A 25,790-nucleotide genomic window follows, 5' to 3' on the forward strand; every position below is an offset into this window, starting at 1 on the left:
AATGTTGTTGTTTGAACACTGACCATTCTTAACTTGTATTAATAATAGTCTTATTCTTATTTGTCTGTCAGAATAGACTTAAAAAACTCGCGCGGCTCATGTACTTTGAACTTGTACGTGTTTACCTCGCTACGTTTGTAAATGACATCTCTTTAATGAACTTCTCGGCAGTACCTCACGGTTGCCTTTTATATGTTGCAATGTTTCGCTTTCTAATTCCTTAAGTCTTAATGTTCTTAAAGTTTTTTCAGGCTAACCATTGTTTCAGTCTTGTTGTTATTGCCTTGTCAACATCCGTTGTAAAGCTTCCCGTTTTTGTTGGGACTGCAAAGGTAGAAATCTTTTTCGTTTTGTCAAGCTTTTTCTTTTTTATTTTTAGAAAGTTTTAATTCCTTTCTGAAGCTTAACAACACTTCTACTTTACATCCTTTCAATCCTCAGCACTCATCTTTTTCTCTGTTTCCCTTCCTCCGAAGCGGGATGCAAAAGTAGGAAAATAAACCCATCCTCCAAACAATATCACACTAATAATTGTATACATTCCCTAACTGCATGATTTCCAACACGAAATACTTCAAACTAAATTCCTTCGCAGCCAGAACAGGCCGGGATTACGGATTCAAAAACCTCAGAAACCTTTACAACCGATAACTACTGGCGCTTTAAACAATAAAAAACACTGCAAGCCCTGCTCGAACAGGGAAATCCCACCTTCAAAACAACACTATTATACCATATAGTATAGTTAAAAACCCAAAACATGGCCTTGACCTTAAGAACATATGTTGAAACCGTGTTGAATAGTGCCTTGGAATGACCTTGGAACGAGATTGGAATGACGTTGGAATGACCTTGCAATGACCACAGTCATTCTAACCTCATTCCAAGGTCGTCTCAATGTCGTTCTAATACACTACAGTGGCACTTCTCTACTATAATTGTACTGGATTCGCTTGACCCGTACCGTTATTTTACTGCTTTTACTTTACTTCAGCTCAAAAGCAGTCTGATTACGAGGAATTTAGAGAAGAATAGAGATAAAAATGACTGATTTGCGTCGTGAAGATGATAGATCCGGGATACTTTGGCTTCTCCCCTATATAATATACATCTGGCTTATCAAAGATAATTTCATATCAAAAGTATCAAGTCTAATATATAGTAAACTAAAAAAGGCAGAGAAATCTCTGCCTTCAGGTTAATGATACACTTATTATAAGTCATGTATATCTTAAATAATAAGTAGACCAGTCAGATCACATCATACCATATAAGAATGATAAAATTCCTGCCAATGAAAAAAGGAGTCCCAAATACCATAAACTCTTCCTTTTAGTCAGAATTGAAATTGCAGAAACAGCAATGGCTATTTGAAATAAAGTAACTGCTTTAGCTAACGACACGTGTTTATCCAAATGAGCCTCAGATAATTTTTCATGTGTTACAGCGCTCTTCTTTATTTCCTGCTGTTCTTTTTTATACTGCTCTATCTTGGCAGCATCACCCGCGCCATTGATCTGCAGACTCCTGATTTCTGCTTTAATACCCTTCGACTGGTAATAAGCCCACTGATCAGAAGCCTTTATTTGCTCAATTAATGCTTCATTCGAATGATGTCCAGCCATTAATCCTGCGATAGCAGCAAAAACAGCAACCAAAGCAGTAGATATCGCTAAATACATTATCCACTTATTTTCAGCTCCCTTTAACGCCTCCTCTGATTTCTCCTGGATAGTTTCATGAAGGTGTTCTGTAGGTATTTCAATTTCTTCCATAATTTGCCTTTAAATACGTTGACCAATAGATGATTTAAAATCTCAGTGTTATTCCTGTCTCCAAATTGAAAAAACTGGTTTTATTAGATGATCCCGAACTTATATTCCCTAACAAATATCTGTTGTTTCAACAAATTTAAATACCTACATTTAAAGTACAGCATACATACCAGGGAATAATTAAAATTATTTAACCCAATAGAAGCCGCCTTTCCATCCCATTTTTAGCCATTAATTAATCAGATAACCGCATCCAGAGAATTTATTTGTTAAAATATGTTAACAGCTTGACTTATAAAAAGGCTTTATATAGCTTAGCGGTCGATTATTTTTAATTGACGTTATCGTATTATTAACTTATCTTTGCACAATGTTTAAAATTAAACACGTTTTTATACTAAGTTTTACTGTTATTGCCCTGAGTATTGCAGGTTGCAAAAGCCGTTTTGAAAAAATCAGGCTCAGCAATGATGTAGCCAAAAAATACCAGGAGGCAATAAAACTATATAACAAGAAGGATTATTCAAAAGCCCTTATCTTATTTGAAGATCTTTCTCAGAAATATAGAGGAAGAACTGAAGCTGAAGACCTGAATTATTACTACGCTTATACGTTATACAGACTAAAAGATTACACGACCGCCCGTTATCAGTTCAAATACTTTGCAGATACCTATCCAACAAGTAAAAATGCTGAAGAATGCCGGTACATGGGTGCTTATTGTTACTATCTGGATTCTCCTGAATATACATTAGAGCAGGAAAATACTTACAAAGCAATCGATGCATTACAGTTGTTTATCAACTTATACCCTAAAAGTGAGCGCGTTGCACAGGCAAGTCAATACATTACTGACCTTCGTGCTAAACTGGAATTAAAAGCTTATACCAATGCAAGATTATACTATGATTTGGGTGGATATGATTTATCTTACTACAAATCATCTGTAATCGCTTTAAAAAATGCAGAAACAGACTTTCCGGATATTAAGTATATAGAGGAGATGGACTTGCTGATTGTTAAATCACAATATTCATATGCTAAAAATAGCTATGCATTCCGTCAGGAAGACAGATATAACGAAGCAATTGGTTATGCAAATGAATTTATTGAAGCTCATCCTGAAAGCAAATACCTTGCTGAAGTGAAAACGCTGAAAACCAATAGTGAAGATGGAATAGCAAATGCGAAACAATTAATGGCGCAGGATGCTAAACTAACCGCGAAATATAAAGCATTAATGGAAAAAGATGCAAAAAAAGATACTACTACGATTAAAACCCCCAACCCATAATGAATACGAATAAACCCGCAATACCAAACACTACGGTAACAAGAAATGTAAACGATTTAGATCAAAAGACCCACAACATTTATGAGTCTTTAGTGATTATTTCTAAAAGGGCTAATCAGATTTCAAATAACATGAAAGAGGAGTTACATGGCAAATTAGCTGAGTTTGCTTCTTCTAATGATAACCTGGAAGAGATCTTCGAAAACAGAGAACAAATTGAAATCAGCAAGCACTATGAGCGCATGCCGAAGCCAAGCCTTATTGCGATTGATGAATTTCTGAATGATAAAATTTACCACAGAAATCCAGCTAAAGATTCACAATAAAATCTGCATAGGTATTATATAGCATAACCATTTGCATTAATAAACCATGCTCAAAAATAAAAACATTATCCTTGGCGTTTGCGGCAGTATCGCAGCATATAAGTCCGCAGTATTAGTCAGGCTCCTGATTAAGGCTGGTGCAAACGTCAAGGTAATTCTCACAGCCGATGCGGCAAACTTCATTACACCGCTCACACTTGCTACCTTATCTAAAAATCCTGTTTATACTAAATACTTCGAAGAAGAAACCGGAGTATGGAGTAACCATGTTGAATTAGGCCTGTGGGCAGATTACATGATCATCGCCCCTGCCAGTGCAAATACAATTGGCAAAATGGCGAACGGACTTTGTGATAACCTGCTGAGCGCTGTTTATCTTTCCGCTAAATGTCCTGTCTTTTACGCCCCGGCAATGGATCTTGACATGTGGAAACATCAAAGCACAAAAGACAATATTCAGAAACTGCAAGGTTTTGGCAATACCATGATCTCCCCGACAAGCGGAGAACTCGCCAGTGGTTTACATGGCGAAGGAAGAATGGCGGAGCCGGAAGAGATTGTAGCTTACCTTTCAGCGACCATCAAAAAAGGCCTTCCTCTTATTGGCGTAAAAGTGATGGTCACAGCTGGCCCTACTTACGAACCGATAGATCCGGTACGCTTTATAGGGAACCATTCTTCAGGAAAAATGGGTTTTGCCCTTGCTGATGAAATGGCCCGCTTAGGAGCAGACGTAACTTTAATCAGCGGACCTACCGCAGAACAAAGTACACAGCAGGTAAACAGAATAGATGTAACTACAGCCAGCGAAATGTTAGAAGCCTGTAAGCGCAATTTCACGGATAGTTCCATTACTATTATGAGCGCAGCAGTCGCAGACTACACCCCTGTTCATGTAGCTTCACAGAAAATTAAAAAAGCAACAGAGGAGTTCAGCATAGACCTGAAAAAGACAACAGACATTCTTTTCACTTTAGGCCAGACTAAAACCAAAGAACAAATACTCGTAGGTTTTGCACTGGAGACTAACAATGAAGAAGAACATGCAAAAGCTAAACTGATCAAAAAGAACCTCGATTTAATTATTCTGAATTCTTTAAATGATGCTGGTGCTGGCTTTCAAAAAGATACAAACAAAATTACTATCTTTAATCAGTACTTAGAGAAAACGGTATATGCAGTGAAATCAAAAACTGAAGTTGCCAAAGATATCTGTACTGAAATACTAAAGCTGCGCCCTGCATGAAAAAATTCACTACGCTCGTTTTCGCTTCACTCTTCATTTGCTTAACTGGTTTTACTCAGGAACTGAATACCAGGGTAACCGTAACGGCACCAACTGTGCCCAACATGGATAAGAAGAATATTGAGCTGATCCAGAATACGGTACGTGAATATCTGAATAATAATAAGTGGACGAATGAAACTTATCAGCCACAGGAAAGGATAGAAAGTAATCTCGTGATTACAATCAGCTCGTGGGATGGAGCTTCTGGTTATAAAGCAGACGCACAAATACAGACCAGCCGCCCCATATTTGGTACTTCATACAATAGTACGTTGCTTAATCTGAGCGATAAAGATTTCGATTTCAACTACAATGAGGGAGAACCAGTCAATTTCTCAGACCAGAATTTCCTGAGTAACCTTGGATCATTGTTATCTTATTATGCCTATACCATCATCGGATTAGATAAAGACAGCTTTAGTAAACTGGGCGGAACCCCATATTACCTGAAAGCCCAGAACATTCTTAATGTGGCGCAGGTATCAGGTAACACCGGCTGGAAAGCCTATGACGGTTTACGTAACCGGTATTGGTTAAATCAGAACCTACTGGATAAGAGTTTTGAAGATCTCAGGATTTTCATCTATAACTATCATGCGAACACACTGGATCGCATACAAGACAATCCAACTAAAGGCTGTCAGATGTTATTAGGTTTCTTAGCAGACTTAAAACAGATGGACAAACAGAAACTAGGCTCAATTTTCCCTAATGTTTACCTGGCTACTAAAGCTGAAGAAATGGTAAATATCCTGGTTACAGGAAATACTCAGGATAAAATTCAGGCTTATAACTTGCTAAGTGAGATTGATCCCGCTAATATTAACAAGTACGAGATTCTGAAAAAAGGTCTTTAACTGCCTTCCACCCTCTTATTACTTCTCTATATCTTATTTTTATAAAATATATTTTGGATATACGAATATATTCGTACATTAGTACTACGAAACAATTCGTAAATAAAATATGTCCTCACAAAATACGATAAAACCAACAGAAAGCGAACTGGAGATACTTCAGATATTATGGGAGAAAGGAAATTGTACTGTGAGAGAAGTGCATGAGATCCTGACCCAGCATAAAGAAGCCGGTTATACAACCACCCTTAAAATTATGCAGCTCATGCATGAAAAAGGTTTGGTAAAGAGAGATACCAGTTCAAAGACACATATCTATAGCGCATTGGCCAGTCAGCAGAAAACTCAGGAACACCTGGTTTCCAAATTAATTGACAATGCATTTAGCGGATCCGCAGCACGATTAGTGATGCAAGCCCTGGGGAATCATACTTCAAGTAAGGATGAGATAGAAGCGATAAAGAAATATTTAAACGACTTAGATTATAAATAATACTATGGAAGCTTTATTAAACAATCTTATACAGGCAACAGGATGGAGTATCCTGCATTCCTTATGGCAGGCCGCACTCGTATATGCACTGCTCTTACCAAGCCAGATGCGTATATTCCGGCTAAAGGCCAGGCTTAAATATAATTTAGCTTTTGCTGCCAATACGCTTATATTTATTTGTTTTATAGCAACCTTCTTTTCCATATTCAAGTGGCCGGTTACTCAGCAGGATGCCCAGACGACTCAGGTCATTGCAAATGTTAACCCATTATCGAATTCCTTTTTATCAGCAATTCTAATCCCCTATGCGGAGAGAGTGTTTCCTTTCCTGGTTTTATTATATAGCATTGGCCTGCTGATTCAGTCGGTTATTGTCTTCAAAGGATACAATAAAATACAAGAGCTTAAAAGAGCAGCAAGAATCAGTGTTCCTGAAGAATGGTCTGTTCTTTTTGAAGCCTTAACTAAAAAACTGAAGATCAAAAAACACGTTTCCTTTCATTTGTCCAACCATGTGAATGTTCCTCTTGTGATTGGTTTTTTTAAACCTGTTGTACTTTTTCCGGTAGCCTTAGTGGCTCAAATGGAGATGAAACATATAGAGGCCATACTCATTCATGAGCTCTCCCATATCAGAAGGAATGATTATCTGTTCAACCTGATCAGGACGGTGATTGAAACCATTCTATTCTTTAATCCTTTTGTATGGCTGACAGGCAAATTTATAGATATCGAAAGGGAGCATGCTTGTGATGATCTGGTAGTCGACCTGACTAATACGCCATTAACCTATGCACATGCACTATTGCAATTAGAATTACTGGCAGATAAAACTTCGCCCGTATTTGCTTTAGCTGCAACAGGAAAAAACCAACACCTCTATCAGCGAATTAAAAGAATTACAGCTATGAAAACGAACTACATGAATTCAAAACAAAAGCTTTTTGCAATTGCACTGACACTAACGACTATCATTTCATTAGCGTGGATAAATCCCGCGAAGAGTGACCAACAGCTAAAGCGTTCAAAATTATCAAAAGATACTGCGATTTTATCTCCTTCGGTTCAGCTTCCTATTGATACAGGTAAAAAGAAAAATAAAAAAGTATATATCGTTAAAAGTTCTCAAACATCTGACACCATGGTTATACAAGGGCCGGATAGTTTACCCTTACGCCATGTATATATTAACCACAATATGCCTGAGCCTCCTGCGGTTATGATGCCACCTGCACCTCCTGTTCCATTAGGGATTGAAATTGATTCTGCATCAGGACATGAGCTGCCCGTCACTATGATCAATTTCTCTGCGGATGTTAAAGATATGGTTGCAGCAAGTCTTTCGGGTGATGAAAGCAAAATAAAATTACTGTCAGCCCGTATCGGGGAGAAAGGCAAAGCATTAGAGCAAAAATTTAATTCCCCTTCAGAAAAAGCGAAATGGGCAAAGTATAGTGCGGACATGATAGCCAAATACGATAATCCTAAAGAACGTGCTAAATGGGAGAAAATGGCCAGAGAAATGCAGGCTAAATTCAATTCGCCAGAATACAAAGTGAAAATGAAAAGACTTCAGCAACAAGCAACTATACAGGCATTGAACGCACAAAAAATGATCAGCTCTCCTGAATTCAAAGCAAGGATGAAAATGATGTCGGGAGATAATCTGACCAGGGTTGTCCTGTTGAATGAATCAGAAGAACAGCAAAAGCTTAAAAAAACAGCAGAATACCAGGAATTGAAAAAGAAATTTGATGCGGATGTAGAAAAGCTGAAAGCTAAAGAACAGAAAAAAGACGATAATTAAAGGCTATTTAAGTCTCTTATCAAAGTATAAAATATTTAAAACCTTAATACACAAATAGCCACAGCGGCCGAAGAAACATCTTCGGCCGTTTTTTGTTAAAAAAGAATAAACGTCAAATGACATAGTTTTCATAATTTAGCAATCAAATATGCTACAGAAACTTTCTATACGTAACTATGCACTGATCGATAGTGTCGATTTGGAACTTGATAAAGGTTTAAATATCATTACAGGGGAAACTGGTGCTGGAAAATCTATTATGCTGGGTGCGCTGTCTTTGATTTTAGGTCAGCGTGCGGAAACAAAGTATTTTTTTAATCAGGCGAAAAAATGTGTCATAGAGGGACAGTTCAAACTTTCGGGTTCAGGGCTACAACCTTATTTTGAAGAATTCGACCTGGATTATCAACAGGAAAGTATTCTGAGAAGAGAAATTTCTATTGATGGTAAATCCAGAGCTTTCATCAATGACACACCTGTAACGCTGTCAGTGATGAAACAGATCGGAGAAAAACTGATTGACATCCATTCTCAGCATGCAACTTCAGAAGTCAATGATCCGGGCTTTCAATTGTCAGTTGTCGATACTTTATCTGATCATCTGCCGCTGCTCACTCAGTACAGATTGAAATTCAGGGAATATAAAAAGAACCTTCAGCTGCTGATCAATATGCAAACTTCGGCTGATGAAGCCAGAAGCAAGCAGGATTACGAACAATTTCTTTTTAATGAGCTGGAGACTGCAAATTTACAGGCTGGTGAACAAGCAGCGCTGGAAATCGAGATGGAAGCTTTAAACCATGCAGAAAGTATTAAGAGAGGCTTATTAAATGGTCATGTTTTACTGGATGGCGAAGAAACGGCAGTACTTCCTATTTTAAAAGAAGTAATCAACCAGATCCAGGCTATAGAGAAGTTCAATCCTGCTTACAGTGCCATGAATGAACGTCTGCGTTCGGCGATGATAGAAATCAAAGATATTGCAGAAGAAACTATAGTACTGGAAGAAAACATAGTATACAGCCCGGCGAGAATTGATGAAATCAATGTCAGACTGGATACGATTTATACTTTACAGCAAAAACACCGCGTTACTTCAGTTGAAGAACTGCTGGCCATACAGCATGAACTTTCGGACAACCTGAACACGCTTTTAAACAGTGATGAAGAGATAGAACGCTTAATCATTGCGATCAATAAGCTGAAAGTTGAGTTAGAAAAGATAGCAGATACCTTATCAAAGAACCGCAGCAAAGCTATTAATGTTGCCCAGAAACAAGTTGGTGAAATATTAGTCCGCGTGGGCATGCCGAATGCGAAAATTAAAATTGAGCAGACTGTGGTGGAGAATCTAAATAAGGACGGAAAAGATATGATTTCCTTATTATTTTCTGCTAACGCAGGACAAGCCCCTGCCCCGGTAGGTAAAGTAGCTTCCGGTGGTGAGCTTTCCCGTTTAATGCTTGCTATTAAATCAATAATATCAAAACATACTTCACTCCCGACCTTAATCTTCGATGAGATTGATACAGGTATTTCGGGGGAAACAGCACTTCGGGTTGGTGATGTGATCGGTGAGCTGGAACAAAATATGCAAGTAATCTGTATTACCCATCTTCCGCAAATTGCGGCTAAAGGCGAGGCACATTATTTCGTTTATAAGAAAGAAGAATCAGAACGGACAACTACTGGCATCCGCAGGTTAAACCCTGAGGAGCGTATTTTCGCTATTGCTGAAATGCTAAGTGGTAAAAATCCGGGAGAGTCGGCTTTAAAAAATGCACAGGATTTGTTAAGCTTCAAAAACTAAAAGGGAAATATGCTTTAAGTTTGAAGCCTAATTACAGACAAACCGTGCTGATCATTAAATAATAAAAACAAAGAAATGTACAATTTATTAAAAGGTAAAAGAGGTATCATTACAGGTGCCTTAGATGAAAATTCTATTGCTTGGAAAGTTGCTGAGAAAGCACATGAAGAAGGAGCAACGTTTGTATTAACTAACGCTCCTATCGCTATGCGTATGGGTGAGATTAACAAGCTTGCAGAAAAAACAGGCTCACAAATTGTTCCGGCAGATGCAACCAGCGTGGAAGACCTGACTAATTTATATATCAAGTCTCAGGAAATACTTGGGGGCAAAATAGACTTTGTGCTTCATTCTATTGGGATGAGTGTCAACATCCGCAAAAAGATTCCTTATACTGAATTGAACTATGATTACTTTCAAAAAGGAATAGACGTATCAGCTTTATCATTTCATAAGATGCTGGCCGTAGCGAAAAAACTGGATGCAATTAGTGAAGGTGGTAGTGTAGTTGCATTAACTTATATGGCTGCACAAAGAACTTATCCATTTTATACCGACATGGCAGATATTAAAGCGATGCTGGAATCTATCGCCAGAAGCTTCGGTTATCATTATGGCGTAGAAAAGAAAGTCCGTATCAATACTGTATCTCAGTCCCCAACAAAAACAAGTGCTGGAACAGGGATAAAGGGGTTTGGTGATTTCTTTGATTACGCTGACAAAATTGCACCACTGGGAAATGCAGATGCGGCATCATGTGCTGATTACTGTATTACTTTATTCTCCGACCTGACCCGTATGGTTACGATGCAAAACCTTTTCCACGATGGAGGGTATTCTTCTACTGGCGTAAGTGACGGAGTATTACACGGATTAGGTGTAGATACAGAGGCTTAAAGAGCTATCCTCAGCTAAAAACATAACGTTCTGGATGTTATCCCATTAATTAACGTTTTTTAACAAATTCAAAGCCCTTAAAGGGCTTTTTTTATTACCAAATAACCAGCAGATCAGTTAAATTAGCTCCATGATTAAATATCTCTTTGGGACAGTCTTGCTTTTATTGTTCTGCCTGAACACGCATGCACAAAAATTGTATACAATTAGTGGACAAGTAAAGGACAAAAAGGGAGAAACTTTGCCCGGAGCCGGTATTTACCTCAGTGGGTATACCACTGCAACAGTAACGAATAATGATGGACAATTTACGCTGTCCAGGATAAAACCCGGATCTTACGAGGTAGTCGTACAAATGATGGGCTACCTGCCTTACAGTAAAAGTGTCATTATTTCAGATCAGCCGGTTAACATCACCATTACCCTGGCAGAGAACACCGTACAACTCAATGAAGTAGTAATCCGGGCAGATCCTGACAGGGAAAAGAACCTTAAAGTATTCGAAGATTTCTTTATCGGCCGCACGCCTAATTCTGCCAAATGCAAGATTCTGAATCCGCAGGTACTCTATATCAAATACGATGGTGATGCAAGGGTACTCAGCGTAACCACAAATGAGTTTCTGGTCGTTGAGAATAAAGCATTAGGCTACCGGCTGAAATATATGCTGAACCTTTTTGAATATAATTATAATACGAGGATTGTTTACTTCTCAGGTCTGCCAGTATTTGAAGATCTGAAAGGCTCAGGTAAAAAAAGAAGAAACTGGCTCAATAACCGGGAGATTGCCTATGCGGGCTCCCCCCAGCACTTTTTTCAGTCCCTTTACCAGAATAAAGTAGAAGAAAACGGTTTTATTATCTATAAAAGAATTAAAACCAAAAATCCTAACCGGCCATCAGACGCCTACATTGCCACGACAAAAGCGCGGTTGCAGAAAAGAATGCACGGAGCCAGCACTATAGGCTCAGTATTCAGCGATTCACTGCTGATGATGCAGCGCCTGTACGACCTGCCTAAAGAATTTACTACCCTTGATATGTCGGGTGTATCAACTGATACTTTAGTCAAAAGTATTTATCCCAACATGAAAACTATCAATTACAAGGATGAGCTTTACGTGATGTATACCAAAGAAGAAGAAAGCAACGCCTATTCCAACACCGGTCATTATGTAATGCGGCCATTAACTATTCCCAATTATCAGATTTCGGTAGTCAGTATGTTAAAAGGCCCTGTCAGTTTTTACCCGAATGGTGCAATCCATGATTCAAAAGCTATACTCTTCGAAGGCTTCTGGGCTTACGAAAAAATTGGTGACATGGTCCCTATGGATTATATCCCGTTAAATAAAAGATAATTCCTCCATCTGAATTACTAATATTTTTAGTAATTTTAGAAATGATTTCAGCGGAAAAGCCAGAAGAGCAATATTTAAAAGGGAGAGGCGCGCAATTTAACCCTCATAATCATTTCTTAGCCCATTCCTATGTCAAAGAACATAGCGAAGGAATAGATGATTGGGAAAATGAAAACCATAAGACCAGCTTCATCATAGGAAAATCGAAGACTATCGTCAATAAAGTGGCCAGCCCGGACGTTGGTATGGCCTGGTCGCTTAACCCATATCAAGGCTGCGAACACGGCTGCACCTACTGTTATGCCAGAAACGCACACGAATACTGGGGTTTTAGTGCTGGTCTGGACTTCGAAAGAAAGATTATCGTTAAAAAAGACGCACCACAACTTTTCAAGAAATTCCTCGAGCGCAAAGGCTGGAATGCAGAAACTATTTCCCTATCCGGAAATACCGACTGTTATCAACCCGCAGAACGTGAATATAAAATAACCCGTCAGCTCCTGGAAATCGCCCTTGCCTATAAACAACCTATAGGGATGATCACCAAAAATGCCTTAATACTGCGTGATCTTGATATCCTTCAGGAAATGGCTAAACTCAATCTCTGTCTCGTTTACGTCTCCATCAACAGCCTGGACGAAAAACTAAGACTAAAGATGGAACCCAGAACCACAACTGTCAGACAAAGGCTAAAAGTAGTAGAAGAGCTCAGCAAAGCCGGGATTCCGACCGGAGTTATGGTTGCACCACTTGTTCCCGGCCTTAGTGATCATGAAATTCCCAGCGTATTGAAAACCATAGCATCCTGCGGCGCAGAAAGTGCCGGTTACACCATTGTGAGGTTAAACGGAGCAGTAGGCTCGATCTTCGAAGACTGGTTGCATCAAAACTTCCCCGACCGCTTTGACAAAGTATGGCATATGATCCAATCCTGCCACGGGGGAACAGTAAATGACAGTCGGTTCGGAGAAAGAATGAGAGGCCAGGGTAACATTGCAAAGATGATTCATGACACCTTCAAATTACATTGCAGAATTAATCACCTGAACCTCAAACGAACACACCTTGACTCCAGCATATTCAGTATTCCGAAACCACAACTAAGCCTGTTTTAATTAAGTTTACCATCTCAATTATTTAATTTTCATTTTGAATTGGTCCAGTGTTTCCTTAATAGACTTAAGCTGTTCCTGCTGATTCCGGTAATTTGTCTCTAAGGATTTAATATTTGTTTTCAGCTCATTTACTTCAGTATCTTTCTCCAGCAAATAAAGAGTTAACTCTTCTACTTTTTTTGTTAAAAGCTTATTCATTTCACCTAGATCTAATCCCTTAGCCTCTACTATTGCAGCAGATGGCATTTCTGGCAGATGCTGATGCGTATCAATATATGCCCTAACTTCATTCAACGTAAGAAGATTATACTGGGGAAGAAAAACATAATCGGGCCATTGTTTCGAATCTACCAATACCTCATTTGCATGTATTTGCCCATTAACAGTCAGTTTTGCATCTGGCGTAGTAGTTCCAATACCAACATTCCCATTAGCAGTAATTCTCACCTTTTCAGTACGTCCCGTCAAAAAACTATCCGTAGTCAATAATGCCATTCCATAATTATTTGCCCCTGCATTTTCAACTACGTGATTTATAGAAACTCCCCAGGTTGGAAATTCATTACTTATACTTCCATAAATAACTGGAGTAGATGATCCTAATGCACTCTGAAGATTAATAGCACTTAAAGTTCCGGCAACCTGTAACTTTGAATTCGGCGTTGTAGTTCCAATACCAACATTACCATTCGCAGCAATCCTCACCTTTTCAGTACGTCCGGTTAGATAACTATCTGTAGTGAGCAACCCCATTCCATAATGATTAGCACCCACATCCTCTACCACATGGTTCATAGAAACACCCCAGGTAGGGTATGCTGCTCCAATATTTCCATAAATAACCGGTGTAGAAGCCCCCATTGTACTCGAAAGGCCAACAACACTTAAAGAACCATTAACTTCTGACTGTACTTTAACCGTCTGAGCATAAGAAACATTGGTTATAATTGCAGTAATTATTCCAAGAAAATAAAATAACTTCATTTATTTATATTTTAATTAACAAATAAACAAATTAAATCTAATTAATTTAATCATTGATTACAAAAAAGTATTTAATTTACTATATATCCCAACCCATAAGAGTAATACCGACAATTAACCATAAATATAAACCACTCCGCTAAACTCCGGCACGGTTACATAAACTTTAAAAAAAACAGGGTATGGTATTTCAAGACCTTGGCCGCCCCTTCAGGCGGGCGCCGGCTTGAAATACCATACCCTGTTTTTTTTAATATCAAAGGCCGCCCTTTAGAGGCAGCCTTTGATATTTCCGTGTTGGAGGTACTTACTCGATACTTCCTTCTTCTTTCTTCTTTTTCTTACCCGGGCTCTTATTTTCAACCACAATCAGGTCAGTTTCCTTATTGTAATCTATCTCAAGCGTATCCCCATCGTTAATCTCCCCTTTCAGGATTTCTTCCGCGATAGGATCTTCCAGATATTTCTGTATCGCACGTTTCAGCGGGCGGGCACCAAAGTTAATATCGAAACCTTTATCAGCAATAAACTCTTTTGCGACATCAGTCAATTTAACTTCATAACCCAAACTATGAACCCTGCCAAACAACGACTTCAACTCAATATCAATGATTTTAAAGATTTCATCCTTACCTAAAGTATTGAATACAACCACATCATCCACGCGATTCAGGAACTCAGGAGCGAAAGCACGTTTCAACGCGTTTTCAATTACCCCTCTTGAATGTGCATCAACCTGGTTAGTTTTTGCGTTCGTAGAGAAACCAATACCCTGACCGAAATCTTTAAGCTGACGTGCACCAATATTAGAAGTCATGATGATAATCGTGTTTCTAAAATCGACCTTACGACCTAAACTATCAGTCAGCTGACCTTCATCCAACACCTGTAACAGGATATTAAATACATCAGGGTGAGCTTTTTCAATCTCATCCAATAAGATAACAGCATAAGGTTTACGGCGTACTTTTTCAGTTAACTGACCACCTTCCTCATAACCAACATATCCCGGAGGCGCTCCCACTAAACGGGAAACAGCAAATTTCTCCATGTACTCACTCATGTCAATCTGAATCAGTGAATCATCACTATCAAACATGAACCTTGCTAATTCCTTAGCCAATTCAGTTTTACCAACACCAGTAGGCCCTAAGAAAATAAATGAACCAATAGGTTTTTTAGGATCTTTCAACCCGGCTCTTGTACGTTGAATAGCTTTACTTAATTTCTTGATCGCATCGTCCTGACCAATAATTTTAGTAGCTATAGTATCATACATATTCAGCAATTTCACGCTGTCAGTCTGACCTACACGTTGTAAAGGAATACCAGTCATCATGGAAACAACCTCTGCAACATTATCCTCAGTTACCGTGTAACGTTTAGTTTTAGTTTCAGCTTCCCACTCAGTTTTCGCACGATCAAGCTCTTCCAAAAGATTCTTTTCAGTATCTCTTAATTTTGCAGCTTCTTCATATTTCTGACTCTTTACAACTTTATTTTTCTCAACCTTGATATTTTCAATCTTATTTTCAATATCAATGATGTTTTCAGGAACATGAATATTAGTTAAATGCACCCTTGAACCAGCTTCATCCAGCGCATCAATAGCTTTATCCGGAAGGAACCTGTCAGTAATATATCTTGTAGTCAAAGCAACGCAGGCATTTATTGCCTCATTTGTGTAAGTAACACCGTGATGTTCCTCATACTTTTCTTTGATACGGTTTAAGATCTCAATAGTTTCATCAGGAGAAGCAGGCTCGATCATAACCTTTTGGAAACGACGGTCTAAAGCTCCATCTTTCTCAATATACTGACGGTACTCATCAAGCGTAGTCGCACCAATACATTGAATTTCGCCTCTCGCTAAAGCAGGTTTGAACATATTGGAAGCATCCAGGGAACCAGAAGCCCCACCAGCACCAACAATAGTATGGATCTCATCAATGAATAAAATTACATCAGTTGATTTTTCCAGTTCATTCATTACAGCTTTCATGCGTTCTTCAAACTGTCCGCGGTATTTAGTGCCTGCAACCAAAGAAGCAAGATCTAATGTAACCACACGTTTATTGAACAACACTCTTGAAACCTTACGCTGAACGATGCGCAAAGCAAGTCCTTCAGCAATTGCCGATTTACCTACACCTGGCTCACCAATCAAAATAGGATTATTCTTTTTACGACGGGAAAGGATTTGAGAAACGCGCTCAATCTCTTTTTCACGTCCTACAATAGGATCCAGACGGCCTTCTTCCGCAGCTTTGGTTAAGTCTCTTCCAAAATTATCCAGAACAGGGGTTTTGGATTTAATGTCAGATACTTTCTTAGGGCTGCTAAAGCTTTCCTCTTCACGGTAATCATCATCACCACCAGTAGAAGCACTACCTTGAGTTTCATCTCTGAAACCATTTTTATTAACTTCTACTTCCTGTTTGAAGATTTCGTAATTGATGCTGTACTGCAATAATATCTGAGAAGCGATATTATCGTCATCACGAAGGATGGACAACAGCAAATGCTCTGTTCCTATTAAATCGCTCTTGAAGATTTTGGCTTCCAGATAAGTGATTTTTAATACTTTTTCGGCCTGTTTGGTCAAGGGGATATTTCCCAGATTAACCGTCACACTGGATGTGCCTCTAACTGCCTCCTCAATTGAGCGGCGCAACTTAGACGTATCAACCCCCAGCGACTTCAATATTTTGATAGCCATTCCATCGCCTTCGCGAATCAGACCTAACAAAAGATGCTCAGCGCCTATATAATCATGACCTAATCTCAGGGCTTCTTCCCTGCTAAACGAAATCACGTCTTTTACTTGTGGTGAAAATTTAGCTTCCATATATACCTTTTCTTAAACGCAACGCCCCTAAACTATAAAAATGTTTTATAAATAAGCGTTACCTATATGATTTATTTTATCAACAATTACGCCATACAGCGGAAGAAAGATTTCGTTACTGATCTAATTCCACTAAACTTACTAAGTTTTGACACTAATAACAATATTATTTTATTAACCAGAGGAAAATAAATAGTTCTAAAGTAGCTTAAATAATCATAAGAGAGACCATTCCCAACCCTTTTGGGAGAATTGTCCCTAAAATGTAATGATTATTATGCCACAAACTACCTGTCATTTTGTTAGTTACACCAAACTAAAAGCAACAAAATGGCAGTCTTTAATTCGAATTCTCAATCCATTCCCCTATTTTGGTGGCGATAGGTTTCAGTATGTTGTACTCTGTTTTCCAGACTACCTTTTCATTATTGATTTCATGGCTGATAGAACCAATAAATTTGGCGTCTGAAAATACCCTATAGCTAGTATCTTCTTCTCCGGAGAGGATTAACAATTTTCTTTTTTGACCACGATATTCATCTTCATAGGTATATTGCTCCATAATTAGGCTTAGTATATATTAAACGCAGTAAAGCTCTAAAAATTTCACTAATATTTTCCCTATTCTTGGGGACGAAAATATTTCCCTGTTGATCCTTTAAATCGTATCATGATATATCACCTTATTTTAGAAAATATCTCCAGACATATTTCGCTCGATCAGGAAGAAATTAATTATTTTACCTCTTGCCTGAAGCAAAAGAAAGTCTCCAAAAAGGAGTTCATCCTGAAGGGGGAACAAAGTTGTAAGTATATCAATTTTGTTCATTCAGGTATAGTAAGAGCATATTACCTGGATAAAGAAGGCAAGCAATCCACTATTATGTTTGCCGTTACTGACTGGTGGATAACAGATATGTTTTGTTTCATCAATGATCAGCCAGCTATGCTGACTATTGAGGCCGTAGAAGAAAGTATTATTTTTCAGTTATCAAAAGATGATCTGGATAGTTTATATATCAAAACACCCAAATTTGAGCGGTTCTTCAGGATCATCTTTCAAAATGCCTATATCAGAGAACAACTCAGAACTATACAAAACTTATCGCTTACGGCAGAAGAGCGGTACAATATCTTTCTGAATAAATATCCCCAGGTGGTTAAACAAGTCACCCAAAAACAAATTGCCTCTTATCTGGGCATTACTCCGGAGTTTTTAAGTACGATCCGTAGTCATAAGCACAAAAAGTAATTTTTGGTCGGTGAACTTTCTTAATCTACCTTATTTTTTTCAGACGTTTTGTTCCCTTGTTTTGTATAAATAAAAAATTAAAGATATGTTGATACTTATAGCAGGCCCTTACCGCAGCGGCACAAATGACGATCCTGAATTAATCGCACAGAATTTAAGCAGATTAGAAGCGGTAGCACTTCCTTTGTTCCGTTTAGGACATATTCCTATGATTGGAGAGTGGGTTGCATTACCCCTGCTTCATCTTGCGGGTTCAAAAAAACCGGGTGACGAAGCTTACGAAGAGATTTTGTATCCAGTAGCACATCGGTTACTTTCAAAATGCGATGCTGTTTTGCGCCTTGAGGGTGCATCTAAAGGGGCTGATGAAGATGTAAGGATTGCGAAAGAAAGAGGTTTAAAGGTTTATTATAGTTTAGATGAAGTACCTCACGCCGATGAATAATATTCTTTGATCGGTAGGTTACCGTTGAATTGAGTGATAAAATATTGCACAAAAAATCCTCATATAGCTAGTTCATTGTAATCTGGGAGAGATAATCTCTTCCAGATTTAACTACATTCCATCGAATAACTTAGAAACAATCACTTTACTATCTAATATCTTTTCAAACAATAAACATCCACCAGAAGGTATTATATAATATATTTCAATTATCATTGTTTTATATAGCAAAGGTTAAAATTCTTTAAATTAAACAATTAATTGGCATTAACAATTTCCAAATACTATGCTTGAAATCAATGACAAAGAAGATATTATTATACCCTTCGGCAAAATCGGAGATAAAAACTGGAAAATCAAAACCGGCCAAATCATTGAGGCTTTTGCCGGCACGTGGGAAGAAGAACTAAAAACTCCAATTTCCGCAGCAGAAATTACAGCACTTGAAACAAGGCTTGGAACAACGCTTCCTGAAGGATTAAATCTTTTCTATCAAACATTTGGTCTTGCCAATATTGGTGAAGAACTACAGGATTTCGATCAAATGGAATGGATGAAGGATATCTGGGCAGACAATCCTGAAAACGGGCCAGAATTTACATCTAAAGACAATGAGGTCTTACCTTATCTGGTTACTTTCAGTAACTATATTGGAAACGGAAATATGTTCTGCTTTCATAGTGAGACCAAAGAAATCTATCTTTTCGACCATGATAGCGGCTCTTATATCAACAAGATGTTCAATATAGCAGATGATTATATAAAAGGTTGTTTAATTTTTGCACAAGCCGAACTCTACGGAGAAGATATTGATCAGGAAGATGCAGATGAATGGAGTGAAGAAGTCGTGGAGAAACTATTTGGTGCTGACACTATCAAAAAATGGAAATATTAAAGCGGTTGCACATAAAGATTAAACTAATCAAATCCTTTAGTATAAAAACTTAACACCTCTATTTCCAACAAATCATATTTGCCTCAACTATTTGCAATACCATGCTTGAAATTAATAACAAAGAAGATATCATTATACCCTTCGACAAAATCGGAGACAATGACTGGAAAATTAAAACCAGTCAGATTATTGAAGCATTAGCTACTAACTGGAATGATGAACTCAAAGATCCAATTTCTACAACTGAGATTTCAGCACTTGAAACAAGACTAGGAACAACCCTGCCTGAAGGCTTAAATATTTTTTATCAAACATTTGGTCTTGCCAACATAGGCGAGGAACTTCAGGATTTTAATACGATTGGCTGGCTGAAAGATACTGGTGCTGCTGACCCGGAATACGGATTAGATTTTACACCAGAAGAAAACGAATTATTACCCCATCTAGTCACATTCAGTGATTGCCTCGGAAACGGAAATATGTTTTGTTTCCACAGTGAAACTAAAGAGATCTATTTTTTCGACCATGATGAAACCCCTAATATTATAAAAATGTTCAGCACTGTTGACGAATATATTAAAGGTTGTTTAATTTTCGCACAGTCTGACCTTTTCGGAGAAAACACTACTCAGGATGATGTGGATAAATGGAATGAAGAAATTATTGAGAAGCTGATTGGAAAGAATAAGCTTAGGAAATGGCGGTATTTCAGCGGCTGGAAATAAGTTTAATAGCTACGGGTAAAATTAGCAATATAGATTAATTTTACGTTAGATTCGAAAGCAAAAGATAAGTTTAACGCTGAGAAAACAGGAGCTGTTTTAGAATTTGACTTATCAAACCAACAAATTCTTCTCAAATGCGGTAAAACAAAATGACTTATTTAATCAAAAAAGGTCTTTGCTCATTGATACACTTTATGAGTTCGTAAAAAATCATATTGATAAATTTCCATAACAATAAAAGAGACCTATTTTTTCAAACTGAAAGGATAAACGTACTTATCTATTTCAAGCAATAAACTATCAGAATTTTTATAATCAACGATATAAACTTTTGACTCCCATTTCTGCATAAGTGATGCCAAACCTGTGGCTGCATCTCCTAAACGTTTGGAAACCAGTTCAATTTTGCGGTTTTTATGATCAAGGCCAGCATCCATTACCTTATCCACATAAATTGCCTGACTGTTATTGACCTCACCCAAAACTATTGATGATGTAGCTTTAGGATGACCAACAAGTAAGACAAAGCTTTTCTTAAAATCAATAGCAGCTATTTGTGCAGAAAAGTCCTGCTGGCTTGTTCTGAAACCTTTTTCTGCATGATCGCCAATTACATTTTCTAATTCTTCAGCGCTAACTACTGGTAGAAACGCAATGTCTTCATAAAATGGGACCTTTTCCTTTTCATCCGGTTGTAATACTAAAGCACTGTCTTTCCCCACTTTTTGAGCCTCCTCTATAAGAGCTCCGTTTAAACTTTTTGCAAAGTCTGATCCTTGGTTGTTACCCGGACGTAAACTAGTTTCAAAAGAAAAACCTTCTTTCAATTCTACCGGAGAGCTACAGGAAACAAATAGGCTAACAACTAATAAAAAAGAGAAAGCCATCTTTAACAGGATAAACAATTTACACTTCATGATTTAAATATAGGATAATTACTGCGCCCAGCTATTTTCGACTCATCAACTATCCTCCCGCCTTACCTCCTCATCTCTCAGAAAAATATTTTTAATATCTGACAAACCATTTCTTTACTACCATACCTTGTTTATCTTTGCACCTGTTATCTAATCAGGAGCCAGAATTTACGGGTGCGCCCCAATGTCTGGCTATTGATTCCTGCAATCAGTAAAAGCCTTTAAAGGCATAAAATATTAAAACCCAATTATGTCAGACGAAAAAATAATCTTTTCAATGGCGGGAGTAAATAAGATTTACCCCCCTCAAAAACAAGTATTAAAAAACATATACCTTTCATTTTTCTACGGAGCCAAAATTGGTGTTATTGGTCTTAACGGATCAGGTAAATCATCTGTACTAAAAATTATTGCAGGAATTGACAAAGCATTTCAGGGTGAAGTTGTATTCTCACCAGGTTATACCGTTGGTTACCTTGCACAGGAACCGGAACTTGACGAGAACAAAACTGTTCGTGAAGTTGTAGAAGAAGGCGTTGCAGAAATCACAGCTATTCTGAAAGAATACGAATCTATCAATGAGCAATTCGGTTTGCCAGAAGTTTATGAAGATGCAGATGCAATGGATAAACTAATGACCAAACAAGGTGAACTGCAAGATAAAATTGATGCAGTAAACGCATGGGAGCTTGATAATAAGCTGGAGCGCGCAATGGACGCTTTACGTTGTCCTGATCCTGACACTAAAATTGGTGTTTTATCAGGAGGTGAACGCCGTCGTGTAGCGATGTGCCGTTTGTTATTACAAGAACCAGATGTTCTGTTACTGGATGAGCCAACCAATCACCTTGATGCAGAAAGTATCGACTGGCTGGAGCAATTCCTGAAAGACTACAAAGGGACAGTTATCGCTGTAACCCACGATAGATACTTCCTTGATAATGTAGCCGGATGGATCCTTGAACTTGATCGTGGAGAAGGTATTCCATGGAAAGGTAACTACTCTTCATGGTTAGATCAGAAAGCAAAACGTTTATCACAAGAAGAGAAAACAGAGAGTAAACGTCAGAAAACATTGGAGCGTGAGCTGGAATGGGTTCGTATGGCGCCAAAAGCCAGACATGCAAAATCTAAAGCACGTTTATCTAACTATGATAAACTGGCCTCAGAAGACTCTAAAGAAAGAGAAGACAAACTGGAGCTATTTATTCCGGCAGGGCCAAGATTAGGTAATGTCGTGATTGAAGCTAATAATGTTACTAAATCATACGGAGACAAGATACTTTTTGAAAACCTGAGTTTCTCTTTACCCCCAGCAGGTATTGTAGGTATTGTTGGCCCTAACGGTGCAGGTAAAACGACACTTTTCCGTTTGATCACTGAGCAGGAAACCCCTGATGAAGGAACTTTCAGAGTAGGTGAAACTGTAGCCTTAGGTTATGTCGATCAAATGCACAATGACCTTGATGGCAATAAAACTGTGTACGAAAATATTACTGACGGACTTGATAACATTATGTTAGGCAACAAATCAGTTAGCGGACGTGCTTATGTCTCAAAATTCAACTTTAACGGTGGTGATCAGCAGAAAAAAGTAGGGATATTATCGGGTGGAGAACGTAACAGGGTACACCTGGCTATTACTTTGAAAAAAGGAGCCAATGTATTATTACTGGATGAGCCAACCAATGATATTGACGTAAATACACTGCGTGCACTGGAAGAAGCACTAGAAAACTTTGGTGGTTGCGCAGTAGTCATCAGTCACGATAGATGGTTCTTAGACCGTATTTGTACGCATATTCTTGCCTTTGAAGGTAATTCACAAGTTTACTTCTTTGAAGGTAACTACAGTGATTACGAAGAGAACCGTAAGAAGCGCTTAGGCGATGTAACTCCGCATAGAATCAGGTACAAGAAATTAAGCTAACAGGCAAAGTTACTTAGTTTTCTTATGACCGAAGTTCTGTAAACGGTAATTAAAACTAACGAGGAAATATCTGGTAATTTGATTATACTGACTATCAGTAATCGAATTATCAGATATACTTCTAACCAGGTTATTTCCCTGGTTCAATAAATCATAAGCCTGTAAAGAGATAGTTCCCTGCCTGTTCTTAAACAAGATCTTCTCCAAACTTAGATTAATCAGCATTGGGTTCGCTACAGCCAGCGAATAACCTGAATTTATCTTCTTGGAAACATCAGCACTCAAAGAAAAATTCTTATTCAGAAAAGCACGGCCACTCCAGTTAAATTGCCAGGTTTCGATATTTCTCAACTTCAACAATTCAATAGAATAGCGGTTACTACTGTAAGTATAGGTCGCAGAAGTGGTTAAAGTTAACCTGCGCTGATTCATTCTGAATTTCAAAGACTGTGAAAAATTGATGTTTCTATTTGTATTCAGATCATTATTAGCATATGAAATCATATTTATATAATCAAATGTGCCTCTCAATTCTGCATTAAACTTGTTTCTGGCGAAAGGCAAAGCATAAGAATACATACTCCCTACCAGGTATGCCCCGTTTGCATTCTCATAATGTGTTTCCTGCTTTAAACTATTTAAAGTGTCTTTGATTAAGACCACATTGCTGACCACCTGGTCTTCTACCACAGAGCCATTTAATGCCAGCTGCAAAGTAGAACCTGTCTGTTCATCAGTATGCTGATAGGTTAGATTTCCGGAATGTGTAAAACTGGATTTCAGGTTAGGATTTCCAATGATAACATTCTGAAGATTACTAATATTTGGCACTGGTTGCAACTGGTAAAAATCCGGAGCGGTACTGCTTCCGCTATAAACAAAAGCTAAATTGTCCCAATTTGATAAGTTATAGCTCAAATTAACTATGGGCGATAAGTTAAGTTCAAAATGACTGATTTTAATATCATTCCCCGCATACTGTCCGGTTAACTGACTCGGTTGCAAAGTAAAACCAAGGCTATAATTGAGGCGCTCGGCCTGATAACGATAATTCACAGCAAAGCGTTGGAAAAGGAAAGCCGAAGAGTAAATTGAACTCAGAGAATCTACGACGGTGCTATTGCCAATACTATTATCCACCTTTGTATATAAACTATTTCTTGTTTTACTCATGGAGAAGAAATAAGAGAAATCTATATTCCTTTTAACTAAAGAGTCATTGTCAGACCTTAAAGGCTCACTGTACCTGAAATCGGCTGTAATCAGATTTGTTCTGTTTTCCGCATCAATGAAGCGGTTCACAATAGAATCTTTAACTAAAAGACCTTGTTTATTATAATAGCTTAGTTTGTTTCGCAAATCATCCTGAACCTGGTTAATCCCACTACTTACAACGACTCCCGCAGACATGCTTCTTCCTGGTTTATCCATACTCCTTGCCCAAACAAAATTACCATTCAGATTCGGCGTTTTAGTATTCGACCCACTCTCGCTATGTAAATCCTGCCTGATCAACCCGGTTTGCTTAGAAAGAATGTCTCCGTCCCTATCTTTTACAGCCATAGAACCGCCCAAAGAGGCCTGAAAATAGCTCTTGTTCGCTATGGATTGTACATTGAAATTAATGTTATGTGTGTTATCAACCGAATTACTTGACGACTGTGACTTATTTAAAATTGTTCCGTCGGTTGTTACCGTTTCAGTCGAATTCAGTTGTTCTGAAATGTTCTTATTATAACCATAATTATAAGCTGCACTAGCAGTGACACCACTCGATAACTTATCTCTGTAATTCACGCCGGCTGTTGCAGCAGTATTCACACCTGCCTCGTTATTGGTATTATTGGAACTACTGCTAAATCCGATCTGTTTACTGCCTTCCCATAAGTTCGCATTCCCTTGCAGGCCATAACGCTTATTGGTACCCCCGCTAACCAGTGCATTACCAAAAGTCCCCCTGTTTTGTCCCGACTTGGTCACCAAATTCAGCATCTTCTGAGATTCTCCGGTTTTCAGCCCTGTAAAATTAGCTTCATCGCCGTAATCATTGATAATTTCAACCTTATCAACCACACTGGCAGGAAGCTGACTGATAAAGTCTTTCACATTGCTGGTAAAGAAGTCTTCCCCGTTTACTCTTAATTTCTGTAAAGGTTTCCCCATCGTCGTGGCATTTCCATGCTCATCAACCTCTATACCGGGTAATTGCCGTAATAAATCCTCTACCCTGTCATTTTCAGAAATCTGGTAAAAGGCCGCATTATATTCAATAGTATCACGTTTGATCTTGATCGGCCTGTCTCTCCCATTGATCACAACTTCATTGAGCAGGTTAGATTCCAGTTCAAGAATAATCATGTCCAGATCCATATTCAGCTGTCCGGCCTTAAATTGATATGATTTAGTATAAGGTTTGAAGCCTACGCTCATGACCAGCAGGGAAATCCGGTCCGCTTTAAAACCGGAGAAAACAAATCTTCCGTGGGTATTCGTAATCGAAGTTAAGGTGTCTTTATCTGCAATGATATAAACATCAGCTCCGGATACTACATCTTTCAGAGAGTCGATTACAGTTCCGGTAAGCCTGTGTTGTGTTTGTGCTTTAGCAGAAAAGCTACAGAAGAATATAAAAGCATTGAATAAAATTATACATTTTAAATGAATCAAATTTCCAGGAAATTTTAAAAATCTAATCATTCGTCATGCAATCCAATAAGCCATATTCAAAAATGCAATCCTTGTGAGAAGGCAGTATTAAGCCTTCTTTTCACA

21 protein-coding genes are annotated in these 25,790 nt (G+C 38.2%); 15 read left to right on the forward strand and 6 right to left on the reverse strand.

The genetic code is table 11. The annotated features are described in order from the left end of the window. Positions 1–1,256 precede the first annotated feature (1,256 nt). Positions 1,257–1,775, reverse strand: coding sequence for a DUF4337 domain-containing protein (locus HDE70_RS19705; protein ID WP_183891649.1), 519 nt, complete (start codon positions 1,773–1,775; stop codon positions 1,257–1,259). A 370-nt stretch (positions 1,776–2,145) separates the two neighbouring features. Between HDE70_RS19705 and HDE70_RS19710 the strand changes: the two genes are divergently transcribed. The 10 genes from HDE70_RS19710 to HDE70_RS19755 all read left to right on the forward strand — a co-directional run bounded on the left by HDE70_RS19710 (position 2,146) and on the right by HDE70_RS19755 (position 13,022). Then, complete coding sequence (locus HDE70_RS19710) at positions 2,146–3,069, forward strand: outer membrane protein assembly factor BamD (RefSeq protein ID WP_183865725.1); 924 nt, start codon at positions 2,146–2,148, stop codon at positions 3,067–3,069. Further along, positions 3,069–3,395 carry a DNA-directed RNA polymerase subunit omega gene (locus HDE70_RS19715; RefSeq protein WP_068402985.1) on the forward strand — a complete coding sequence of 109 codons (327 nt, stop codon included), beginning with the start codon at positions 3,069–3,071 and terminating at the stop codon, positions 3,393–3,395. Before HDE70_RS19710 ends, HDE70_RS19715 begins: the two co-directional genes overlap by 1 nt. Positions 3,396–3,441: 46 nt before the next feature. Then, positions 3,442–4,641 (forward strand): bifunctional phosphopantothenoylcysteine decarboxylase/phosphopantothenate--cysteine ligase CoaBC, encoded by a 1,200-nt coding sequence (gene coaBC, locus HDE70_RS19720; protein ID WP_183865726.1) that lies wholly within the window; start codon positions 3,442–3,444, stop codon positions 4,639–4,641. After that, positions 4,638–5,540, forward strand: a complete 903-nt coding sequence (locus tag HDE70_RS19725; protein WP_183891650.1) for a DUF4835 family protein — start codon at positions 4,638–4,640, stop codon at positions 5,538–5,540. The genes coaBC and HDE70_RS19725 overlap by 4 nt, the downstream gene beginning before the upstream one ends. Positions 5,541–5,649: 109 nt before the next feature. Beyond that, the gene (locus HDE70_RS19730; RefSeq protein WP_183891651.1) at positions 5,650–6,033 is read left to right on the forward strand and encodes a BlaI/MecI/CopY family transcriptional regulator; all 384 of its coding nucleotides are present in this window, start codon (positions 5,650–5,652) and stop codon (positions 6,031–6,033) included. 4 nt (positions 6,034–6,037) lie between these two features. Further along, entirely contained in the window at positions 6,038–7,840 is a 1,803-nt protein-coding gene (locus HDE70_RS19735) for a M56 family metallopeptidase (protein WP_183891652.1), read from the forward strand. A gap of 148 nt (positions 7,841–7,988) precedes the next feature. Next, positions 7,989–9,650, forward strand: coding sequence for a DNA repair protein RecN (recN, locus tag HDE70_RS19740; RefSeq protein ID WP_183891653.1), 1,662 nt, complete (start codon positions 7,989–7,991; stop codon positions 9,648–9,650). 75 nt (positions 9,651–9,725) lie between these two features. Further along, entirely contained in the window at positions 9,726–10,547 is an 822-nt protein-coding gene (locus HDE70_RS19745) for an enoyl-ACP reductase (protein WP_183865731.1), read from the forward strand. A 130-nt stretch (positions 10,548–10,677) separates the two neighbouring features. Then, positions 10,678–11,907 (forward strand): carboxypeptidase-like regulatory domain-containing protein, encoded by a 1,230-nt coding sequence (locus HDE70_RS19750; protein ID WP_183865732.1) that lies wholly within the window; start codon positions 10,678–10,680, stop codon positions 11,905–11,907. A gap of 41 nt (positions 11,908–11,948) precedes the next feature. Continuing rightward, complete coding sequence (locus HDE70_RS19755) at positions 11,949–13,022, forward strand: PA0069 family radical SAM protein (RefSeq protein WP_183891654.1); 1,074 nt, start codon at positions 11,949–11,951, stop codon at positions 13,020–13,022. Positions 13,023–13,040: 18 nt separating this feature from the next. Here HDE70_RS19755 and HDE70_RS19760 read toward each other — a convergent pair whose 3' ends face one another. The 3 genes from HDE70_RS19760 to HDE70_RS19770 all read right to left on the reverse strand — a co-directional run bounded on the left by HDE70_RS19760 (position 13,041) and on the right by HDE70_RS19770 (position 17,416). Beyond that, positions 13,041–14,006, reverse strand: a complete 966-nt coding sequence (locus HDE70_RS19760) for a hypothetical protein (RefSeq protein WP_183891655.1) — start codon at positions 14,004–14,006, stop codon at positions 13,041–13,043. A 307-nt stretch (positions 14,007–14,313) separates the two neighbouring features. After that, entirely contained in the window at positions 14,314–16,854 is a 2,541-nt protein-coding gene (locus tag HDE70_RS19765; RefSeq protein ID WP_183865735.1) for an ATP-dependent Clp protease ATP-binding subunit, read from the reverse strand. A 340-nt stretch (positions 16,855–17,194) separates the two neighbouring features. Then, positions 17,195–17,416, reverse strand: a complete 222-nt coding sequence (locus HDE70_RS19770) for a hypothetical protein (protein ID WP_183891656.1) — start codon at positions 17,414–17,416, stop codon at positions 17,195–17,197. Between the two features lie 108 nt (positions 17,417–17,524). On the opposite strand from HDE70_RS19770, the gene HDE70_RS19775 reads away from it, so the two are divergent. The 4 genes from HDE70_RS19775 (at position 17,525) to HDE70_RS19790 (ending at position 20,171) form a co-directional block, all read left to right on the forward strand. Continuing rightward, on the forward strand, positions 17,525–18,106 hold the full coding sequence (locus HDE70_RS19775; RefSeq protein ID WP_183865737.1) for a Crp/Fnr family transcriptional regulator: 582 nt from the start codon (positions 17,525–17,527) through the stop codon (positions 18,104–18,106). Between the two features lie 85 nt (positions 18,107–18,191). After that, positions 18,192–18,551: a DUF4406 domain-containing protein gene (locus HDE70_RS19780; RefSeq protein WP_183865738.1), complete on the forward strand. Its 360-nt coding sequence runs from the start codon at positions 18,192–18,194 to the stop codon at positions 18,549–18,551. 286 nt (positions 18,552–18,837) lie between these two features. Beyond that, a complete protein-coding gene (locus tag HDE70_RS19785; RefSeq protein WP_183891657.1) occupies positions 18,838–19,446 on the forward strand; it encodes an SMI1/KNR4 family protein in 609 nt (202 codons plus the stop codon). Positions 19,447–19,547: 101 nt separating this feature from the next. Further along, a complete protein-coding gene (locus HDE70_RS19790; RefSeq protein ID WP_183891658.1) occupies positions 19,548–20,171 on the forward strand; it encodes an SMI1/KNR4 family protein in 624 nt (207 codons plus the stop codon). A gap of 245 nt (positions 20,172–20,416) precedes the next feature. Here HDE70_RS19790 and HDE70_RS19795 read toward each other — a convergent pair whose 3' ends face one another. Continuing rightward, complete coding sequence (locus tag HDE70_RS19795) at positions 20,417–21,058, reverse strand: hypothetical protein (protein WP_183891659.1); 642 nt, start codon at positions 21,056–21,058, stop codon at positions 20,417–20,419. A 280-nt stretch (positions 21,059–21,338) separates the two neighbouring features. Here HDE70_RS19795 and ettA point away from each other — a divergent pair, with 280 nt between their 5' ends. Beyond that, on the forward strand, positions 21,339–23,018 hold the full coding sequence (gene ettA, locus HDE70_RS19800) for an energy-dependent translational throttle protein EttA (RefSeq protein WP_111636018.1): 1,680 nt from the start codon (positions 21,339–21,341) through the stop codon (positions 23,016–23,018). A 9-nt stretch (positions 23,019–23,027) separates the two neighbouring features. Here ettA and HDE70_RS19805 read toward each other — a convergent pair whose 3' ends face one another. Continuing rightward, a complete protein-coding gene (locus HDE70_RS19805; RefSeq protein WP_221302110.1) occupies positions 23,028–25,685 on the reverse strand; it encodes an outer membrane beta-barrel protein in 2,658 nt (885 codons plus the stop codon). Between the last annotated feature and the right edge of the window lie 105 nt (positions 25,686–25,790).

Source organism: Pedobacter cryoconitis (genome assembly GCF_014200595.1).
GTDB lineage: Bacteria > Bacteroidota > Bacteroidia > Sphingobacteriales > Sphingobacteriaceae > Pedobacter > Pedobacter cryoconitis_C.